The organism is Streptomyces sp. NBC_00344, assembly GCF_036088315.1.
Taxonomy (GTDB): domain Bacteria; phylum Actinomycetota; class Actinomycetes; order Streptomycetales; family Streptomycetaceae; genus Streptomyces.
In genome coordinates this window covers 557098-574986 of the sequence record NZ_CP107996.1, presented here as the reverse complement: position 1 = coordinate 574986, position 17889 = coordinate 557098, and the positions used below count along the sequence as shown (strand labels likewise).

Sequence of the window (17889 nt, the reverse complement as noted above, 5' to 3'; positions counted from 1 at the left end):
TGGACGGACCACTCCGCTGAGCGGCCCCCGCGATGCGGCCGCAGGCTCGGTCCATGGTCATCCCGCGCACAACTCGCTCCGCGGTCCGTACCGTGACCGCGCTCGTCTGCGTCCTCGCCGCGGCGGTCCCCGCGGCCGCCACCCGTTCCTTCGCAGCGAACCCGCGTCCGGCCCCGGGATCAGGCGGCGCGCCCCGCGGCGCGACCGCGGCCCGCACGGCCTCGGCCTGGCTGCCGTACTGGGATGTGGAAGTCGCCTACCAGGATGCGCTGAGCCATGCGAGCCAACTGGGCACCGTCAGCCCCTTCTGGTACAAGATCGCGTCGGCCGGCCGTATCGAAGGGCATCCCGGCTCCGGTGACACCCGGATCATCGAGGGGCTGCACCGGGCAGGGATCGCGGTAGTGCCCACGGTCATGGATATGGACACCATGGAGTCCGGCGAGCTGGCGAAGATCCTCACCGATCCCGACAAGCGCGCGGCGCAGGTCGAAACGCTGCTGTCCGTCGCGGGCAGCCATGGCTACGACGGCGTCGACATCGACTACGAGACCATCACCCCGACCCCGACGGCGACCTACCAGAAGGTCCGTGCCGCCTACGCGACGTTCGTGACCGATCTCTGCGCGGCGCTGCACAAGCGGAGCAAGAAGTGCGTCATCACCGTCTCGGCCCAGACGGCGGGCACCGGGCGGATCTGGGACTACGCCGCCATCGGCCGCGCCGCCGACCGGGTCCGGATCATGGCGTACGACCTGCACTGGGAGAGCGGACAGCCGGGTCCTGTGTCGTCGTCCGACTGGTACGACGAGATCCTCCGGCGGGCGACCGCACTGATTCCGCCGTCGAAGATCGAGATGGCGCTGCCGGCCTACGGCTGGGACTGGCGCACCGACGGCGGTGGTGCAACCCGCAATGTGACCTGGAAGGAGGCGGAAGCGCTGAGGCGTAAGGAGGGTGCCCCCTATCAGTTCGATTCGGTCTCGGGCACACCGCACTTCGGCTATAGGGACGGGGATGTGTCCAGGACGGTCTGGTACCAGGACGCCCGGGGAACCGAAGTGCACCTGGGCGTGCTGCGGAAGTACGGAGTGCGCAACACGGGACTGTGGGCACTCGGCTTCGAGGACCCCGGGGTGTGGAAGGTGCTGGAGCGCGGCTGATGGTCCGCCGGCGGTTGCGGACCGCGCGGCCCGCCCGTTGACACCGGGCCGCGCCGGGGCAGAGACTCGGGCGAAGCCAGCCATGAACGATAGTTCACCAGGCGAACGCCGCAGAGTGGATGTGGGAGAAACCCGATGAGTATCCGCGACGTCTACATCGTCGACGCAGTCCGTACGCCGATCGGCAAGTTCGGAGGAGCTCTCTCGTCGGTGCGCCCCGACGACCTCGCGGCCCACGTCGTCAGGGCGCTCGTCGACCGCGCGCCGGATCTCGACCCGGCGCGCATCGACGATGTGTACTTCGGCGATGCCAATGGCGCGGGCGAGGACAACCGTGATGTGGCCAGGATGGCGGTGCTGCTGGCCGGGCTGCCGGTCTCCGTCCCCGGAGTCACCGTCAACAGGCTCTGCGGGTCCGGACTCGAGGCCGTCATCCAGGCGGCCCGCGCCGTCGCACTGGGAGACGCTTCGGTCGCCGTCGCGGGCGGGGTCGAGTCGATGTCCCGCGCGCCGTGGGTGCTCCAGAAGCCCGAACGCGCCTTCCCCGCCGGACACCAGCAGATGTACTCGACGACGCTCGGCTGGCGTATGACCAATCCCCGGATGTCCGACGAGTGGACGGTCGCCCTGGGGGAGGGCGCGGAGCTCATCGCGGACAAGCACGGCATCACCCGGGAGGAGCAGGACGACTTCGCGCTGGGCAGCCACGCCAAGGCCGCGGCGGCCTGGGAGGCGGGCCTGTACGACGCCGAGGTCGTCCCGTACGACGGCGTGGATCTGCTGCGCGACGAGTGCATCCGTCCGGGCTCGACCAGGGAGGCACTGGCCCGGCTGAAACCCGCTTTCCGCAAGGACGGCACGGTCACCGCGGGCAACGCCTCGCCCCTCAACGACGGTGCGGCCGCCCTGCTGCTGGTCGACGACGAGGGTCTGCGGGCCACCGGCCGTGAACCGCTGGCCCGGATCCGCGCGTCGGCGGTCACCGGAATCGAGCCACAGCTCTTCGGGCTCGGGCCCGTCGAAGCCGTTCAGCGGGCCCTCACCAAGGCGGGCAGAAGCTTCGCGGACCTCAGCACCTTCGAGCTGAACGAGGCCTTCGCCGCGCAGTCGCTCGGCTGCCTCGCCGAGTGGCCGGGCCTCGACCCCGCGGTGGTCAATCCACGGGGCGGAGCCATCGCGATCGGGCACCCGCTGGGCGCCTCGGGAGCCCGTCTCGCCGGTTCCGTCGCCCATCAGCTCGCCGCGGCAGGCTCGGGTACCGGACTCGCCGCACTGTGCATCGGAGTCGGCCAGGGGCTCGCCCTGGTGCTCGAACGCTGACGCGGCAACGCAGGCACGGGTCGCGGGGGTGTGACGAACCCGTCCCGCAGTGGAACGGCCGTTCGCTCGGCATCGGGAGCTGGGACACCGCCCTTGGCCTGGGGTGCCCCGAACGCATGCCCGCCGGCATCGCCACATCCACGAGCCGACGGTCAACGAGGGGGCGGTCGCAGCGTGCGGAGGAGCGGCCCGCCGGAAACCGGCAGACCACCCCTTCTCATCTCATCGACCGCCCGGCCACCCCTCCGGGAGGGACCTACGCGTTCTTCGCGTCCTCGACGGACTTGCGGACCTCGTTCATGTCCAGCGCGCGCGCCTGTCCGATCACGTCCTCCAGAGCGGACTCCGGCAGGGCGCCCGGCTGGGCGAAGACCGCGACATTGTCACGCACGATCATCAGCGTGGGAATGGAGCGGATCTCGAATGCGGCTGCCAGCTCCTCCTGGGCCTCCGTGTCGACCTTGGCGAAGACCAGGTCGGCGTGGCGCTCCGACGCGCCTTCGTAGACCGGGGCGAACTGACGGCACGGCCCGCACCAGGAAGCCCAGAAGTCGATGAGGACGAAGTCGTTGTCCGTAACGACATCGTCGAAGTTTTCCTTGGTGAGTTCGACCGTGCTCATGCTGGTTCCGCCTTTCCTGGCTGACCGGGGTACTCGTGCCCGCGTCAACCGCGTTGTTCTCTGACGTATTCCGACTGCCCATGTGGCCTCACGGCACACCCGGCACCAGACTGGCCCCATGACGGATTCCAGGGGAAGTACGGAGTACGACGTTGTTGTGGTCGGAGCGGGCCCGGTGGGCGAGAACGTGGCCGACCGGGCCAGGGCCGGGGGGTTGAGCGCCGCGATCGTGGAGAGCGAACTGGTCGGCGGCGAGTGTTCCTACTGGGCCTGCATGCCCAGCAAGGCGCTGCTTCGGCCGGTGACCGCGCGCGCCGACGCCCGCAAGGTCCCCGGGCTGCGCCAGGCGGTGCAGGGGCCGCTCGACACGGCGGCCGTCCTCGCACACCGCGACGAGTACACCTCGCACTGGAAGGACGACGGGCAGGTCGACTGGCTGGACAGCATCGGCGCCGACCTCTACCGGGGTCACGGACGTCTCTCGGGCCGCAGAACGGTGACTGTCACAGATCCGGACGGGGAATCCCGCGTACTGACCGCCCGGCACGCGGTGGCCGTCTGTACCGGCAGCCGGGCCGTGGTGCCCGACACCCCGGGTCTCGCCGACGCGCGGCCCTGGACCAGCAGGGAGGCGACCAGCGCCAAGGCGGCACCCGGACGGCTGGTGGTCGTCGGGGGCGGAGTGGTGGGTGTCGAGATGGCCACCGCCTGGCAGGCCCTCGGGTCACAGGTGACGCTGCTGGTGCGCGGCGGGGGACTGCTGCCGAAGATGGAGCCGTTCGCCGGTGAGCTGGTCGCCGCCGCACTCACCGAGGCGGGCGCGGATGTCAGGACGGGCGCCACTGTCGTCTCCGTCGAACGCGGCACAGGGCCGGTGACGGTGGTACTCGAAGGCGGCGAGCGGATCGAGGCGGACGAGATCCTGGTCGCCACCGGCCGGGCCCCGCGCACCGAGGACATCGGCCTGGAGACCGTGGGTCTTGAGCCGGGTTCGTGGCTCTCCGTGGACGACAGCTGCCGCGTCGAAGGCTTCGACTGGCTCTACGCGGTCGGCGATGTCAACCACCGGGCACTCCTCACCCATCAGGGCAAGTACCAGGCGAGGATCTCCGGTGCCGCGATCACCGCCAGGGCGCAGGGGGTGCCGCTCCTCGAGACGGACCGCTGGGGAGCACACTCCGCCACCGCCGACCATGCCGCGGTGTCCCAGGTGGTCTTCACCGATCCGGAAGCTGCGTCGGCGGGTCTCACGCTCGCCGAGGCCGAACGAGCCGGCCACCGCGCCACGGCCGTGGACTTCGACATGTCGGGCGTCGCCGGCGCCGGACTGTACGCGGACGGTTACCGCGGACACGCCCGGATGATCGTCGATGCGGACCGGGAGGTGCTGCTGGGCGCCACGTTCGTCGGCCCCGGTGTGAGCGAGCTGCTGCACTCGGCGACGGTGGCGGTTGCGGGAGAGGTCCCCATCGACCGCCTGTGGCACGCGGTACCGGCATATCCCACCATCAGTGAGGTCTGGCTGCGGCTGCTGGAGACGTACCGGGGATGAACGGCGGTACCGGGCGGTCCCTCGGTGTCCCGCCGGGGGGCGTCCGGCATGGGCCCCTGTGCCTCCTCGTCCGATTGTGCCTGGGTAGGGTCGCCGGCGGACGAGGAGGAAGACATCAGTACGGCACACGACAAGAAGCTCCTGGACGACCTGGCCGCCGAACTGCCGGGGAGTGTGCTCATCGGAGACGATGACGTGCTCGCCGGGATCGGCCACGACGAGGCGGAGTGGGCACCGGTCGGTAAGCCCCTGGCGGCCGTGCGGGCCGTGTCCGCCGATGAGGTGGAGCGCGTGGTGCGAGCCTGCGCCCGGCTCGCCGTTCCGATCGTCGTCCGCGGGGCAGGCACCGGGCTCTCCGGTGGCGCCAACGCGACCGACGGCTGTCTGGTCCTGGACGTCTCCGGGATGAACCGGATCCTTGAGATCGACAGCGAGAACCTGCTGGCCGTGGTGGAACCGGGAGTGGTGAACAACGACCTGAAGGCGGCGGTCGCCCAGCACGGCCTCTGGTATCCGCCGGATCCGGCCAGCGCCCCCTGGTCCACGATCGGCGGGAATGTCGCAACGAACGCCGGGGGCCTGTGCTGTCTGAAGTACGGGGTGACCCGTGACTACGTCCTCGGTATCGAGGCGGTGATGGGCGGTCCGGCCGGGGAGTACGGCACCCGGGTGCGGCTCGGCAGGCGCACCACGAAGGGCGTGAGCGGCTACGACCTGACCGGCCTGTTCGTCGGGTCCGAGGGCACCTTCGGCGTGATCACCCGGATCACCCTGCGGCTGCGGCCCGCACCGGCGGCCGACCCGCGTACGGTCGTCGGCGCGTTCAACGGACTGGTCGAGGCCGGCGCCGCCGTGGCCCTGTGCACACGGCGCGGGCTCCAGCCGGCCGCACTGGAACTCCTCGACCGCTCTTGCATGGAGGCGGTCGAGGAGTGGAAGCACCTGGGCATCGAGCCCGGGGCAGCCGCACTGCTGCTGGCCAGAATCGACACGCCGGGCGACGCCGGCGACACGGACGCGCGGGCGGTCGCGGAGGCGTTCACCGATGCGGGCGCCCTCTGGGCCGAACAGTCCACCGACGCGGTGGAGGCCGAGGCGCTGTTCGAGGTACGCAGGCTGGCCTACCCGGCACTGGAGCGGCTGGGGCCGGTCCTGACCGAGGACATCTGCGTCCCACGCTCGGAAGTCTCCTCCATGCTGGCCCGCATCGAGGAGATCGGGGTGCGGCACGGTGTCCGTATCGCCACCATCGCACACGCCGGCGACGGCAATCTCCACCCCTTGCTGATCACCCCGCCCGGCGACGAAGTGGCCAGGCGCGCAGCCCAGGCGGCCTTCGAGGAACTGCTGGAGGCGGCGATCGCGGCAGGCGGCACCGTCACAGGTGAACACGGGGTCGGGCTGCTCAAGCGTGGCGGCATGGAGCGCGAACTGGGGCCCGAGGTCTGTGCGATACAGCGCGCGGTGAAAGACACGCTCGATCCGCTGCACCTCTTCAACCCGGGAAAGGTGACAGGGGACCCCCAGACGCACCGGCCCGGCCGCTGAGACGGGCCGGTCCGTGGCAGGCCCGGCTCCGAACTCCTGGCTGGGTCACCTGTGTTCGACGCTGCGGACGGCCTCGGGCCGGGCCGCTCGGACTCTGGTGCCGGTCCGAGCGGATCTTGCACCATGAGGGACATGAAACCGCTCGGGGCAGCCGCCGCCCTCCTGTGTGCCCTGTTCGCGCTGACCACGGTGGGGTGCGCCGACCCCGCCGACGATCCGCGCGGCGTGGGCCCGGGAGCGGGCGGGCACTGAAGGATCTCGCTCTCCGGCCGGCCGCGCCATGCCCCGTTCGGCCGAACCGTGCCCCATTCGGACGTGCCGCAGAATGCGGCACGGCCCAGTAGCCGCAAGGCCTTTGGTGAACCGGATCGCTGCGCCGGTCTGCCGTCCCGCAGGTTTCGCGCCTATCGTCGTACGAACGCAGCCGGGGACGGACTGGAGGCAGTTGCTCATGTCAAAAGGCTTTATGAAATCCGGTCTTGTGGGTGAGATGTCCGCGGAGTTCGCCGGCACATTCATCCTCATTCTCTTCGGATGCGGTGTGGTGGCCCAGGTGGTCACGGCCGAACTCGGCGACCACGACAGCATCTCGTGGGCCTGGGGCCTGGGTGTCACGCTGGGCATCTATGTGGCCGGACGGCTCAGCGGAGCCCATCTCAATCCGGCCGTCACGCTCGCGCTCGCCGTGTTCAAGGACTTCTCGTGGCGCAAGGTGGGCCCCTACGTGATCGCGCAGATCGCCGGGGCCTTCGTTGCCGCCCTGCTGGTCCGCTGGAACTACACGGAGATGCTGGCGAAGTTCGACCCCGGCCACACCTTCAAGTCGCAGTTCGTCTTCTCGACCCTGCCGGGTAACGGTTCGTTCCCGATCAGTGAGTGGGGCGCGCTGCGCGACCAGATCATCGGTACCGGGATCCTGCTCTTCGTGATCTTCGCTGTCACCGATCTGCTGAACAATCCGCCGGGGGCCAACATGGCGCCGTTCATCATCGGTCTGATCGTGGTGGCCATCGGCATGGCCTGGGGCACGGACGCCGGCTACGCCATCAACCCGGCGCGTGACCTCGGGCCGCGACTGGCCAGCTACATCACCGGTTACAACACGGCCTGGCGGGATCAATACAACAACTTCTACTTCTGGGTGCCGATCGTCGGACCGCTGATCGGCGGAGTGCTCGGAGCCGCGTTCTACAGGATGCTGATCGGACGCTATCTGGCCAAGGCGGGGGAGCAGGAGCCGGGCAGGGTTCCCGCTGCCGGGGACCGCTGACCGCACACCCGGAAGCATCCGCATCCGCTCCGCCGGCCTGCCGGTTGAGCGGATGCGGCGTTTTCTCGCGCTACGGACGGCCGTCCCCGGCGCTGTCGAGTGCTGTGTGCAGAAAGGACAGCGTACGGTCCCACGCCAGCGCGGCCGCCCCCGCGTCATGGGCCTCCGGCCGCCGGTCGTTGAAGAAGGCGTGACCGGCCGGGTAGAGATGAAACACCGGCACGGTTCCCGACTGCCGCTCGATCGCCGACCGCAGTTCATCGAGTGACTCGGGCGGGACGGTCGTGTCCCGCTCTCCGTAGTGCCCGAGCACTTCGGCCCTGAGCCCGGAGAAGTCGGGGAGCGGACCGGGAATGACACCGTAGAACGGCACCGCCGCCCCGACCTTCGGGTCGTGGGCGGCGAGGGTGAGGACGAAACCGCCGCCCATGCAGAAGCCGACCGCACCCACCTGACTGCCGGTCACCTCGTCCCGGGCGAGCAACTGGGTGACCGCTCCCGACAGCAGTTCCACCGCGTGCCCGGTGGGGAGTTCGGACATCATGCGGGCCGCCTCGTCCGAGTCATGGGCCGTCCTTCCCCCATACAGATCCGGGGCGAGCGCCACGAACCCCGCCCGGGCGAACCGGTCCGCCACATCGGCGATGTGGTCGGTGAGACCCCACCACTCCTGGATCACGATCACGCCGGGGCCGCTGCCGGAATCCGGCAGTGCGAGATAGCCGTACGCGGTGCCCTCGGCGCTGGGGAAAGAGAGGTTCTGACGGGCATGCTGTGCCGACACTGGGGACGCTCCTTGGATCATGAGAGCCGTGCGTGGTTCGCCGTGCTGCACTCCACGCTGTCATGATCCGGCAGCGGAGGCGCCGACTGTGCTCGAAAGTCCGTTCCGCCGCATCCTCGGTCTGGGAGCTGTCGGGGAAGTCCGCTTCGCCGGCGTTCGGGCTCGGACGCGTCACGGCTGTGCCGGCGTACTGCTCGGGTTCGGTTGTTGAGGGCCCGGGCCGGATGCGGCCGGTTCGCGGTCGTCCACGGGTGCGGGACGCCGCCGGCGGGGCAGTAGCAGCGGGCTGGTGAGGATGAGCAGTCCCGCTACCGTGAGAGCGGTGCGCGGGCTGGTGACGCCGGCGAGCAGCCCGCCGAGCGCGGTGAAGACGGCGATGGACGCCTGCTGGCCGATCGACCAGGCCGACAGGGTGCGGGCGACGAGCCGCCTGGGGGTGTGTTCGAGCCGGTAGGTGGCGAGCACCGGGGTGTACAGGCTCATGTTGACGATGATCGCCAGCTCGACAGCGATCACGGTGACGAGCCCGACGACGCCGGGACGGACGAAGGCCAGGCCGATGAGCCAGATGGCGCGCAGGGTGCCGACGGTCCGGAAGACGCCATGACGGCCGTAGCGGGCCACGACGCGGGGGGCCAGCCGGGAGCCGATGAGTCCGCCGACACAGGGGGCGGCGAAGGCGAGGCCGTACTGCCAGGGTGCGAACCCGAGCTGACGAAGGAGGAGCACCGCCAGCAGCGGCTCGGTGGCCATGATCAGACCGGCGACGAGCATGTTGTTGAGGTAGAGCGGCCGCAGACCGGGATCGCCCAGGATGTGCCGCCAGCCGTCAAGCAGGGCGCCCGCCCGGACCGGGCTCCTGCCGGTGGTCTGCGGTGGTTCCTCCCGGCCGCGAATCGCGGTGATGCCCAGCGCGGAGAACAGATAACTGAGCGCGTCGGCCGCCACGGTGGTGACCGGTCCGAACAGCCCGATCGCCATGCCGCCCAGCGGTGGCCCGACCGCGATGGAGCTCCAGTTCGTGGACTCGAACCGCGCGTTGGCCACGAGCAGGTCATCCGGCCGGACGAGGGCCTTCAGGTAGGCGCCGGCGGCCGCGTTGAAGGCGATCTTGGATGCGGCGACCACGGCCGAGACCACGAACAGCTGGACGAACCCGAGCCGGCCGAGGGCGTAGGCGACCGGGATCGTCGCCAGGACCGCAAGCCGGGTCAGGTCCATCGCGATCATGACCGGGCGCTTGCGCCGGAACTCCACCCACGGCGCGAGTGGCACCGCGATCAGCGCACCCACCGCAGGCCCCACCGCAGCCAGTGCGGACACTTCGGCCGGGCCGGCATGCAACGCCAGCACGGCGATCAGCGGGACCGCCCCGAACCCCAGCGCGGTGCCGTAGGCACTGACCGCATAGGCCGCCCACAGCCAGCCGAACTGCCGCCCCAGTGACCGTCTCGCCACCACGGTGCGCACCTTCCTTTCGCATGACACAACTCGTCGTTGGATCGCTGCGCATCAAATCAATGCCTGCGAGGGGGGAGCAAACAACCGACCCGGCGGCGAGCCACAACCATGTGTTGTCCCAGTAGAGTCACGTGGATGGACCTCGACGCCGTGCGCACCTTCGTCGCTGCTGCCGAAGCCGGCCAGTTCCAGCAGGCCGCCGCTGCGCTGTCGATCACCCAGCAGGCCGTCTCCAAGCGCATCGCCGCACTGGAGCGAGACCTGGATGTGCGCCTGTTCACCCGCACCGCCCGCGGCGCCGGGCTCACCATCGACGGCCAGGCATTCCTGCCTCACGCCCGTGAACTTCTCCGGGTCGCAGAGCGGGCCGATGCGTCCGTCCGCCCCGGCCGGCGCGCTCTGCGCGTCGATGTCGTCAACCGGCGGATCGTGACAGCGGGGCTTCTCCAGGACTTCTACCGCATACATCCCGGGACCGAACTGGATGTGGTGACCCTGGACACCGACGTCGACGGCGCGATCGCCGCTGTCGAAGCCGGGACGATCGACGTCACCTTCCACGGCGTTCCCGCTCAGCAGCGGCTGCCCGGGGCGATCAGGGCTGTCCGGGTGATCGACGAGCCGCATCAGCTCCTCGTCGGACCCGGCCACCCGCTCGCCTGCGCCCGCGCCGTCACGCCCTGGCAACTCGCCGGACACCGGATCCGCATGCCCGGTCTGGACGCTCGCGGCGAGGTGGCCGCCTACTACGACGAACTCGCCACCGCTTTCGGCGTCACCATCGACGTGATCGGACCCGTCTTCGGGAACGAGGCGCTGCTGGCCGAGATCGCAGGCTCCTCGGACCTGGCGACCCTGGTCGGTGAAGGCTCGCGGTATCTGTGGCCCGACAGCTATGACCTGAGGCGCATACCGATACGTGACCCGGCGCCCGTCTACCCGATGTCACTGATCTGGCGTGGCGACAACCCCCATCCCGCGCTCATCGAGCTGCGCCGTTACCTCGACTCCAGACGACCGGACTCACCCGATACCAACATCTGGATACCGAAATGGGAACAACGGGCAGCCTCGAGGTCATGAGCGGGACTCGCACATCACGAGACGACCCGGCGGGCGTCCCGCTGCGTGGGCTCCGGGGCACGGGCCTGCCGCAGAGCGCACGTCCACACGACCGCTTCCACACCTTCCCCGGAACCGGTGATCAGCCCGGTGTTGACCGCGGTTGCGTGGCTGCCGCCGGGCAGAAGGCGTACCGTCCGTGCGCCCGGCTGGTAACTGAACGCGGCCGACGGTCCGTTCGGGCCGTGCCCCGCACTTCCCACCATCAGTCCGTGCCGGTTGACCGCTTCGACCTGCCCTGTGGTCTATCCGGACGGCAGCGGCACCCGGTGCACCGACCGGCCGGTCCAGCAGACCGGCAGTGACTGCGAGACGCCGACCGTCAGGCCCCGCGGACCGAAGCCGTTCACCTGGCTGCTTCCGGTGTCCGGCAGCGAGTGCAGCACCCTGATCGATGGCGTGCAGGCAGCGGCACCTGCGGCGGACACCCTGGCGTGCGCCGGTCCGGCGGGCACGGTGCCGATGAGCGAAACCGCGGCCATCGCGGCCAGTGCGGTCGGACGTCCGCTTCTCGTGGCCGATTCCCCCTGCCCCGGGAAGCCCCGGAGTGACGTGTCCATGGAAGTCATGGTGGGGGCGCCGACCGGCATCCGTGCCAGGAACCGTTCATTCCTACGTATATGTGCGCAGTGTCGCTCGCGCCCGTACGGTCCTCACCGGGGCCTGCCGGGTGGGCGTGGTCGGCGCAGGCTGTCACTCTCCGGCTGCGCCGTCGGAGAGCTCACGTGCGATGTCGAGGTGTCCGGCGTGCCGGGCGTACTCCTGGAGTACATGGAAGAGGATCCAGTTCAGCGTCGGCTGCTCGTCCGCGCCGAACCTGCCTCCGACCGTGCCGGGCGCGGAGGTGTCGGCGCCGGTGACGATCGAGCGGGTGTTCTCGCCTCCGGCATGCAGCAGAGCCAGCAGTTCCGGGAGGGTCTCCCCGGGCTCGACCTTCCAGCGGCCGTCCGGATCTCCCCCGGCGGAGTCGCCCCACGGCTGGTCCACCTGCTCTCCGGCGAAGCCCCAGCGCAGCCACCTGCGCTCCATGAACACCAGATGCTTGAGGAGCTCCAGCGGCGTCCAGCCGGACGGCAGGCGGCTGGACCTGAGGTCTGTTCTGCTGAGGCCGGTGAGTTTGTTCTCGATCTCCGATCGGTAATAGTCCAGATAAGCCAAATGCAGCTCAAGCGAGTCGCTGAGGTTGCGCTCGGGCTCCGTCATCACAGCCTCCTTGGGAACGGATCCAAGATAGCCCGCCCTTCCAGTGAGGTTTCCGGCGTACGGTCCAGTGCGCCAGGTCCGTCGCACTGCGGGTGCAGCCGCTGCGGGGGGACCATGGAAGGCGACGGTCAGCACGGGTCCGACGCAGTGACGGCAGGGAAAGGTCGGCTATGGGCGGCACCGAGGAGTTTGCGGCCGGCGATGACGAAGCGCAGGCAGGTGTGGTCCCCTCGTCGACCGGAGGGCTGCTGGACGTCCTCGGGGTCGCTGCGATGGTGCTGGATGCCGAAGGGCGTGTTGTGCTGTGGAGCCCGCAGGCAGAGCATCTGCTGGGTTACTCCGCCGATGAGGCGCTGGGCCAGTACGGCGCTCAGCTCATGGTCGCCGAGAGGCATTTCGATCTCGTGCTGAGGCTGTTCTCCCAGGTGATGAGCAGTGGGGAGAGCTGGGCGGGGGTATTCCCCGTACGGCACAAGGACGGAACCACACGGCTGCTGGAGTTCCGCAACATGCGGCTGCTCGACGACCTCGGGGACTTCTACGCCCTGGGGCTCGCCACGGACCAGGAGACGCTGCGCCGGGTGGAGCGGGACCTCGCGCTGTCCGTGCGGTTGGTGGAGCAGTCGCCGATCGGGCTGGCAGTGGTGGGAACCGATCTTCGGTATCGGACCATCAACGCCGCGCTGGAACGGATGGACGGCCAGAGCGCGGGAGACCGCATCGGCCGACGGGTCGGGGAGATCCTGCCCTTCGTCGACGCCAAAATGATCGAGGCGCAGATGCGGCAGGTCCTGGAGACCGGCACACCGCAGGTGGACCGGCAGGTGGTGGGTCACAACGCCGCCGAACCCGGGGCCGACCGCGCCTGGTCGGTTTCGCTGTACCGGCTCGAGGACTCGGGTGGCCGGATTCTGGGCCTCGCCGTCTCGGTGATCGACGTGACCGACCGGTACCGGGCGGCGGCCGAGGCGGAGCGGGCGCGGCACCGTCTCGCCCTGGTCGCGGACGCCTCGGTACGGATCGGTACCACCCTTGATCTTGAGCAGACGGCCCGCGAGCTGGCGGATGTGGCCGTGCCCGCGCTCGCCGACATCGCGGCCGTGGACGTCCTCGACACGGTGCTGCAGGGCCAGCCGAGCCGGAAGGAGGGTCCGGCGGCCATCCGGGCCCTGGCTGTCGCCTCCGCCTACCCGACCGTCGCGACGGACGCGGCCGATCCGCCGGGGGAAGCGGCCCACTACGGTGCGGACCGGCTGGTCACCCGCTGCGTGCGCACCGCCAGACCGGTCAGGGAGCCGCACCTCGACGCGGAGAAGATGTCAAGCGTGGCCCGCGACAGCCATGCGGCGGCACTTCTCACCGAAGCCGGAGTCCATTCGTACCTGGCGGTCCCGCTGATCGCGCGCGGCGAGGTGCTGGGCGCTCTCGACCTCAAACGCGCCCGCAACACGCTGCCCTTCACCGAGGACGACGCCCTGCTGGCAAGCGAACTGGCCGCTCGCGCCGCGGTGTGCATCGACAACGCACGTCTCTACCGCCAGCAGCGGGAGACCGCGCTGACCCTGCAGCGCAGCATGCTTCCCCGGACGCCCGGCGACCTCGTCGGACTCGAGGCCGCGTCCCGCTACGAACCGGCGGGTTCCGGCTACGAGGTGGGCGGCGACTGGTTCGACATCATTCCGCTGCGTGACGGCAGGACCGCGCTGGTGGTGGGCGACGTCATGGGCAGTGGCATCTACGCCGCCACGACCATGGGGCGACTGCGTACCGCTACCCAGACGCTGTCCAGACTCGCCCTCGATCCCGCCGAAGTCCTGCGGCACCTCGACGGGATCATCGCCGACCTGGACCCCTGGCTCGCCACCTGTGTCTATGCAGTCTTCGACCCGGACAAAGGGCAGTGTTGCGTGAGCACCGCCGGTCATCTTCCACCGGTCCTGGTGCCGGCAGCGGGCGTCCCGCACCTGCTCGACCTGCCCACCGGCGCACCGCTGGGCGTGGGCGGTATCCCCTTCCGGGACCTCACCATCGACCTCGCTCCGGGAGACCGGCTGGTGCTCTACACGGACGGTCTTGTCGAAACCCGCGACGAGGACATCGACGCCAGGCTGGATGCTCTCCTCGAACTGCTGCGCACCCCCGACCGGACGCTGGAGGACACCTGTGACCGGCTGCTGCGTGAGCTCCGCAATCCGGATGAGCAGGACGACGTGGCCCTTCTCATCGCACGCGTCCGCCCTCCTCACTCGAGTCCGCCGCCCACGACGGATGTCCGGACCGGTTGAGCCTGGCCGCTGTCCCTCTGCCGGGCTGAAGTGTGTTCACGGGCCGGTTCCAGATGCGCCGAACGCGGCTGAGCGCCGTTTTCGGGGGAACGCTGCATTGACCGAAGCGACTCGAGTGAGGCAGCGCATGGCAGAGACGAAGGACCAGCTTGTCGGGGAGCCCGATGGGGCCGACGCCGAACCGGCTCCGCCGGGGGACGAGGAGAAGGCGGGCTGCGCCGAGGTGCGCCGCAGGGCCAGGGGCCTGACGCACCACGAGGCCAAGGCCGGGCTGAAGGAAGCCAGGAGCCGGCTGGAGGGCACCGGGAGCGGCGACCGCGCACAGGGCGACGGCGCCGTACGTGCCACCGCCGAGGTCGAGGAGTGGGAGCGCATCGTGCAGCTGCTGGCCGATGAGGCGGGTGCCTACGACCCCGCTGCCGATGCCTACTTCCAGGGGCAGCTGGCGGCCCGAGCCGATCACGCGAAGGACCGGGGGGACGAGGCGGCCGCCGATCGCCACGACGCTGACGGCCAGGGGTGAGGCGGGAAGCGCAAAAGGGACATTGTTGTGCAAAAAATATAAAAGTAGCGTTAAAGGTATTTACCTCCGGGGTATCGGCGAAGTATGAACCTGTCGCAATGGGACTTCGCCGCCTCCCCGGGGTTGAACCTCATCATCGCTCCGGTAGTGGGGCTGATCGTCGTGGGCGTGCTCATCGCTGCTTTCGCGTGGGGACGCCGGATCAGGGCGCGTGAGTCCCGCACCCCCCGCCCGGACGAGCAGCCGAAGCTGCCGGAGGGCGGCCCGGTGTGGGAGGTCACCGAGGTCCGGGAGCCCGATGAGATGCCGCGCCAGGCGCATGACCGGATCCTCCCGCACGAGCTCAAGGGCAACGGCGGCACACGTACGAGTTCGTCCGACAAGCCGCGTGAGTGGAACGAGAACTCGGGCGGCGGTTTCGGGAGCGGTGGTTTCGGAGGCTGAGGCAATGACGCCGGAGCGCCAGTGTTCCTTCGTTCGGCCGAGCCCGCCCGACCTCACATTGCAGGTCATCCGACGGGGGATTTGAATCACTTCTGTCAGGTATCGGCGTGGAGGTGGCTGTGGTGCTTTCGGCGCGTGGCATTTTCCAGGAGATCGTCCGCAGCGACGAGGCCTTCAGGCTCTTCTGTTCCATTGCGGCGGGCGGGGAATCGCAGGGCGGCTGGGAGAACGGCCGTATCGCCGCGCTCGTCCCGGGAACCATGGCCGATCTCGCACCGAAGATCGCCCGGCACGGAGCCGACGAGGACAAGCACGGGAGGATCTTCAACGCGCTGCTCAAGAAGCGCGGTCTGGAGCCCGTTGAGGTACCGCGGGAGATGGACTACACCATGCTTCTGGAGCGGAGGGGCATCGGGCTGAGCCACGAGAAGCTGCGCCGGGACGACCGCCTCTCGGAGAGAGACATCGTCGTCTACCTCTCGCACAGCCGGGTCACCGAACAACGGGCATCCGACCAGATGAACGCGCTGGTGAAGTACGTCGGCGACCAGCAGGACATCGGCCGGGCGGTGCGGATGATCTGCAAGGACGAGGACAACCACCTCGCCTACTGCCACGAGGAACTTCTGCGCCTGGTGATGATGGGCCATGGGCAGACCATCAGGGCGGTCCTGCGGGAGAGCGCCATGGCGGAGATCCAGGAGTACCGGAAGGTCGGTCTAGCGGTGATGGAGCAGATGGGCCGCATCCTCGGCTGGCCGAGGAGCAAATCGGCCGTGCTGGCCGCGGGCATCAACTCCCTGTACGGATATGAGCGGTTCGGAGGGTGGCACCGGATGGTCAGCCTCGCCATGCCCGAACGACGGGACCCGCTGGGCACCCCGGCGCCCGCCACCGCCTGACGGCGGGCGCGGGTCCTTCGGTGGGTGGGGGCCCCGGCGAGCCCGCACGTCCCTGCGGTTGCCGGCTTCCGCGGGCGGCAGTTGTCGGCGCGCGGTCCGGCCGCCCTCGTCATCCGATCTCGGACACCCGGCGGACACCGGCCGGCCCGCGGCCGGTGTCCGCCGGGTGGGGCGGATCAGCCGAGGCCCACCCGGGCGGCCGCCTCGGCCCAGGACCGCCGACTGCCGCACGGCTGGTAGTGGCGCAGATGCTGGGTGCCGGCCACCAGCCTCCGCATGTCGCTCCGGTCGCCCACCAGGCCGTGGGCCCGCGCCTGCACGAGTACGTTGCCGAGCGCGGTCGCTTCGGTGGGACCGGCGATCACGCGCAGCCCGGTGGCATCGGCGGTGAGCTGGCACAGCAGTTCGTTACGACTGCCCCCGCCGACCAGGTGCACCACGTCGATCTCGCGCCCTGACAGCTCGGCGGCCGTGAACAGTGCGGCACGGTGCGCCAACGCCAGGCTCTCGATGATCGACCGGACCATCGAACCCTGATCGGGGGGCGGTTGCTGGCCTGTTCTGACGCAGTACGCGGTGATGCGGGCGGGCATGTCGCCCGGTGGCAGGAACTCCGGCGCGCCGGGGTCGACGAGCGCGCCGAAGGGACGGGCCCGTGCCGCCAGCGCGAGCAGCCGCCCCAGATCGGTGGGCAGGCCGCGAGCCGACCAGACCCGCTGCGTCTCGGAGAGCAGCCACATCCCCATGATGTTGCGCAGAAAGCGGTAAGTGCCGTCGATTCCCCGTTCGTTGGTGAAATTCGCCTCCCTGGACGCCTCGGTCACGACCGGCGCGTCCAGTTCGAGTCCGGCCAGTGACCAGGTGCCGCATGAGATGTAGCCGAAGCGGTCGGTGCGAGCCGGCACCGCGGCGACGGCCGACGCCGTGTCGTGGGAGGCGACGGTGGTCACCGGGGTGCTTCCGGCCAGGCCGGTCCTGGCCGCCACCTGGGGCAGCAGCGTCCCCGCGGCCTCGCCCGGCAGGCGTATCGGCGGCAGCAGCGAAGGGTTGATGGCCAGGCGTTCCAGGAGAGCGGCGGACCATGTGCCCGACCGGGCGTCGAACAGACCGGTCGTGGACGCGTTGGTGGCCTCGGCACCCACGGAGCCGGTGAGCCAGTGCACGATCAGGTCGGGGATCAGCAACAAGGTGCGTGCCGCCGCGAGCTGAGCGCTCCCGCCGGCCGCGGCGAGCTGGAAGACCGTGTTGAACGGCAGGTGCTGGAGACCGGTGATGCGGTACAGCTCCTCCGGGGGCACCGACGCCCATACCTCAGGGACCGCACTCTCGGTGCGGCTGTCCCGGTAGTGGTAGGGGTTGCCCAGCAGATGTCCGTCCGCGTCGAGGAGACCGTAGTCCACCGCCCAGCTGTCCACCCCGACCGACAGGACATCAGTGGACTGCGACACGGCCCGCAGCCCGTCCAGTACACCCCGGAAAAGACTCTGTACATCCCAGTGCAGGCCGCCGGACAGACGCAGCGGCCGGTTCGGGAAGCGGTGCGCCTCACTCAGGCTCAGATGCTCTCGCCCCACCCGGCCCATCATCACCCGTCCACTGGTGGCGCCCAGGTCGGCAGCGGCGAATACCGGGTGTGAGGCGGAGGAGTGACTGGGGGACGGCACGGTGGCTACCTCGTTCGGTACGCAGC

At 69.8% G+C, this 17889-nt stretch carries 17 protein-coding genes; 10 read left to right on the top strand and 7 right to left on the bottom strand.

Annotated features, from left to right (window positions below):
- Positions 1-53 precede the first annotated feature (53 nt).
- A complete protein-coding gene (locus OHS16_RS02750; RefSeq protein WP_328535529.1) occupies positions 54-1163 on the top strand; it encodes a glycosyl hydrolase family 18 protein in 1110 nt (369 codons plus the stop codon).
- 135 nt (positions 1164-1298) lie between these two features.
- Positions 1299-2483 (top strand): thiolase family protein, encoded by a 1185-nt coding sequence (locus tag OHS16_RS02745; protein ID WP_328535528.1) that lies wholly within the window; start codon positions 1299-1301, stop codon positions 2481-2483.
- 256 nt (positions 2484-2739) lie between these two features.
- Here OHS16_RS02745 and trxA read toward each other — a convergent pair whose 3' ends face one another.
- Positions 2740-3105 carry a thioredoxin gene (gene trxA / locus OHS16_RS02740; protein WP_328535527.1) on the bottom strand — a complete coding sequence of 122 codons (366 nt, stop codon included), beginning with the start codon at positions 3103-3105 and terminating at the stop codon, positions 2740-2742.
- Between the two features lie 118 nt (positions 3106-3223).
- Here trxA and OHS16_RS02735 point away from each other — a divergent pair, with 118 nt between their 5' ends.
- The 3 genes from OHS16_RS02735 (at position 3224) to OHS16_RS02725 (ending at position 7475) form a co-directional block, all read left to right on the top strand.
- Positions 3224-4657, top strand: a complete 1434-nt coding sequence (locus OHS16_RS02735; RefSeq protein ID WP_328535526.1) for a dihydrolipoyl dehydrogenase family protein — start codon at positions 3224-3226, stop codon at positions 4655-4657.
- A gap of 48 nt (positions 4658-4705) precedes the next feature.
- Positions 4706-6205, top strand: a complete 1500-nt coding sequence (locus OHS16_RS02730) for an FAD-binding oxidoreductase (protein ID WP_328535525.1) — start codon at positions 4706-4708, stop codon at positions 6203-6205.
- A gap of 451 nt (positions 6206-6656) precedes the next feature.
- On the top strand, positions 6657-7475 hold the full coding sequence (locus tag OHS16_RS02725; protein ID WP_328535524.1) for an MIP/aquaporin family protein: 819 nt from the start codon (positions 6657-6659) through the stop codon (positions 7473-7475).
- A 70-nt stretch (positions 7476-7545) separates the two neighbouring features.
- Here the strand turns inward: OHS16_RS02725 and OHS16_RS02720 are convergent, their stop codons facing one another.
- Together OHS16_RS02720 and OHS16_RS02715 are read right to left on the bottom strand one after the other, a co-directional pair.
- On the bottom strand, positions 7546-8280 hold the full coding sequence (locus OHS16_RS02720; protein WP_443042544.1) for a dienelactone hydrolase family protein: 735 nt from the start codon (positions 8278-8280) through the stop codon (positions 7546-7548).
- A gap of 150 nt (positions 8281-8430) precedes the next feature.
- Positions 8431-9720, bottom strand: a complete 1290-nt coding sequence (locus OHS16_RS02715) for an MFS transporter (RefSeq protein WP_328535522.1) — start codon at positions 9718-9720, stop codon at positions 8431-8433.
- A gap of 135 nt (positions 9721-9855) precedes the next feature.
- Here OHS16_RS02715 and OHS16_RS02710 point away from each other — a divergent pair, with 135 nt between their 5' ends.
- The gene (locus OHS16_RS02710) at positions 9856-10803 is read left to right on the top strand and encodes a LysR family transcriptional regulator (protein WP_328535521.1); all 948 of its coding nucleotides are present in this window, start codon (positions 9856-9858) and stop codon (positions 10801-10803) included.
- Between the two features lie 14 nt (positions 10804-10817).
- Here OHS16_RS02710 and OHS16_RS02705 read toward each other — a convergent pair whose 3' ends face one another.
- The 3 genes from OHS16_RS02705 to OHS16_RS02695 form a co-directional block, all read right to left on the bottom strand.
- Positions 10818-11048, bottom strand: a complete 231-nt coding sequence (locus OHS16_RS02705; protein ID WP_328535520.1) for a hypothetical protein — start codon at positions 11046-11048, stop codon at positions 10818-10820.
- 39 nt (positions 11049-11087) lie between these two features.
- Complete coding sequence (locus OHS16_RS02700; protein WP_328535519.1) at positions 11088-11402, bottom strand: hypothetical protein; 315 nt, start codon at positions 11400-11402, stop codon at positions 11088-11090.
- 133 nt (positions 11403-11535) lie between these two features.
- Positions 11536-12045 carry a DinB family protein gene (locus OHS16_RS02695; protein WP_328535518.1) on the bottom strand — a complete coding sequence of 170 codons (510 nt, stop codon included), beginning with the start codon at positions 12043-12045 and terminating at the stop codon, positions 11536-11538.
- Between the two features lie 170 nt (positions 12046-12215).
- Here OHS16_RS02695 and OHS16_RS02690 point away from each other — a divergent pair, with 170 nt between their 5' ends.
- The 4 genes from OHS16_RS02690 (at position 12216) to OHS16_RS02675 (ending at position 16199) form a co-directional block, all read left to right on the top strand.
- A complete protein-coding gene (locus OHS16_RS02690; protein ID WP_328535517.1) occupies positions 12216-14330 on the top strand; it encodes a SpoIIE family protein phosphatase in 2115 nt (704 codons plus the stop codon).
- 127 nt (positions 14331-14457) lie between these two features.
- Positions 14458-14853 (top strand): hypothetical protein, encoded by a 396-nt coding sequence (locus OHS16_RS02685; RefSeq protein ID WP_328535516.1) that lies wholly within the window; start codon positions 14458-14460, stop codon positions 14851-14853.
- Positions 14854-14937: 84 nt separating this feature from the next.
- Positions 14938-15297 (top strand): DUF6479 family protein, encoded by a 360-nt coding sequence (locus OHS16_RS02680; protein WP_328535515.1) that lies wholly within the window; start codon positions 14938-14940, stop codon positions 15295-15297.
- Between the two features lie 122 nt (positions 15298-15419).
- A complete protein-coding gene (locus OHS16_RS02675) occupies positions 15420-16199 on the top strand; it encodes a ferritin-like domain-containing protein (RefSeq protein ID WP_328540689.1) in 780 nt (259 codons plus the stop codon).
- A gap of 176 nt (positions 16200-16375) precedes the next feature.
- Here OHS16_RS02675 and OHS16_RS02670 read toward each other — a convergent pair whose 3' ends face one another.
- Positions 16376-17863 carry a rhamnulokinase gene (locus tag OHS16_RS02670; RefSeq protein ID WP_328535514.1) on the bottom strand — a complete coding sequence of 496 codons (1488 nt, stop codon included), beginning with the start codon at positions 17861-17863 and terminating at the stop codon, positions 16376-16378.
- Positions 17864-17889: the final 26 nt, after the last annotated feature.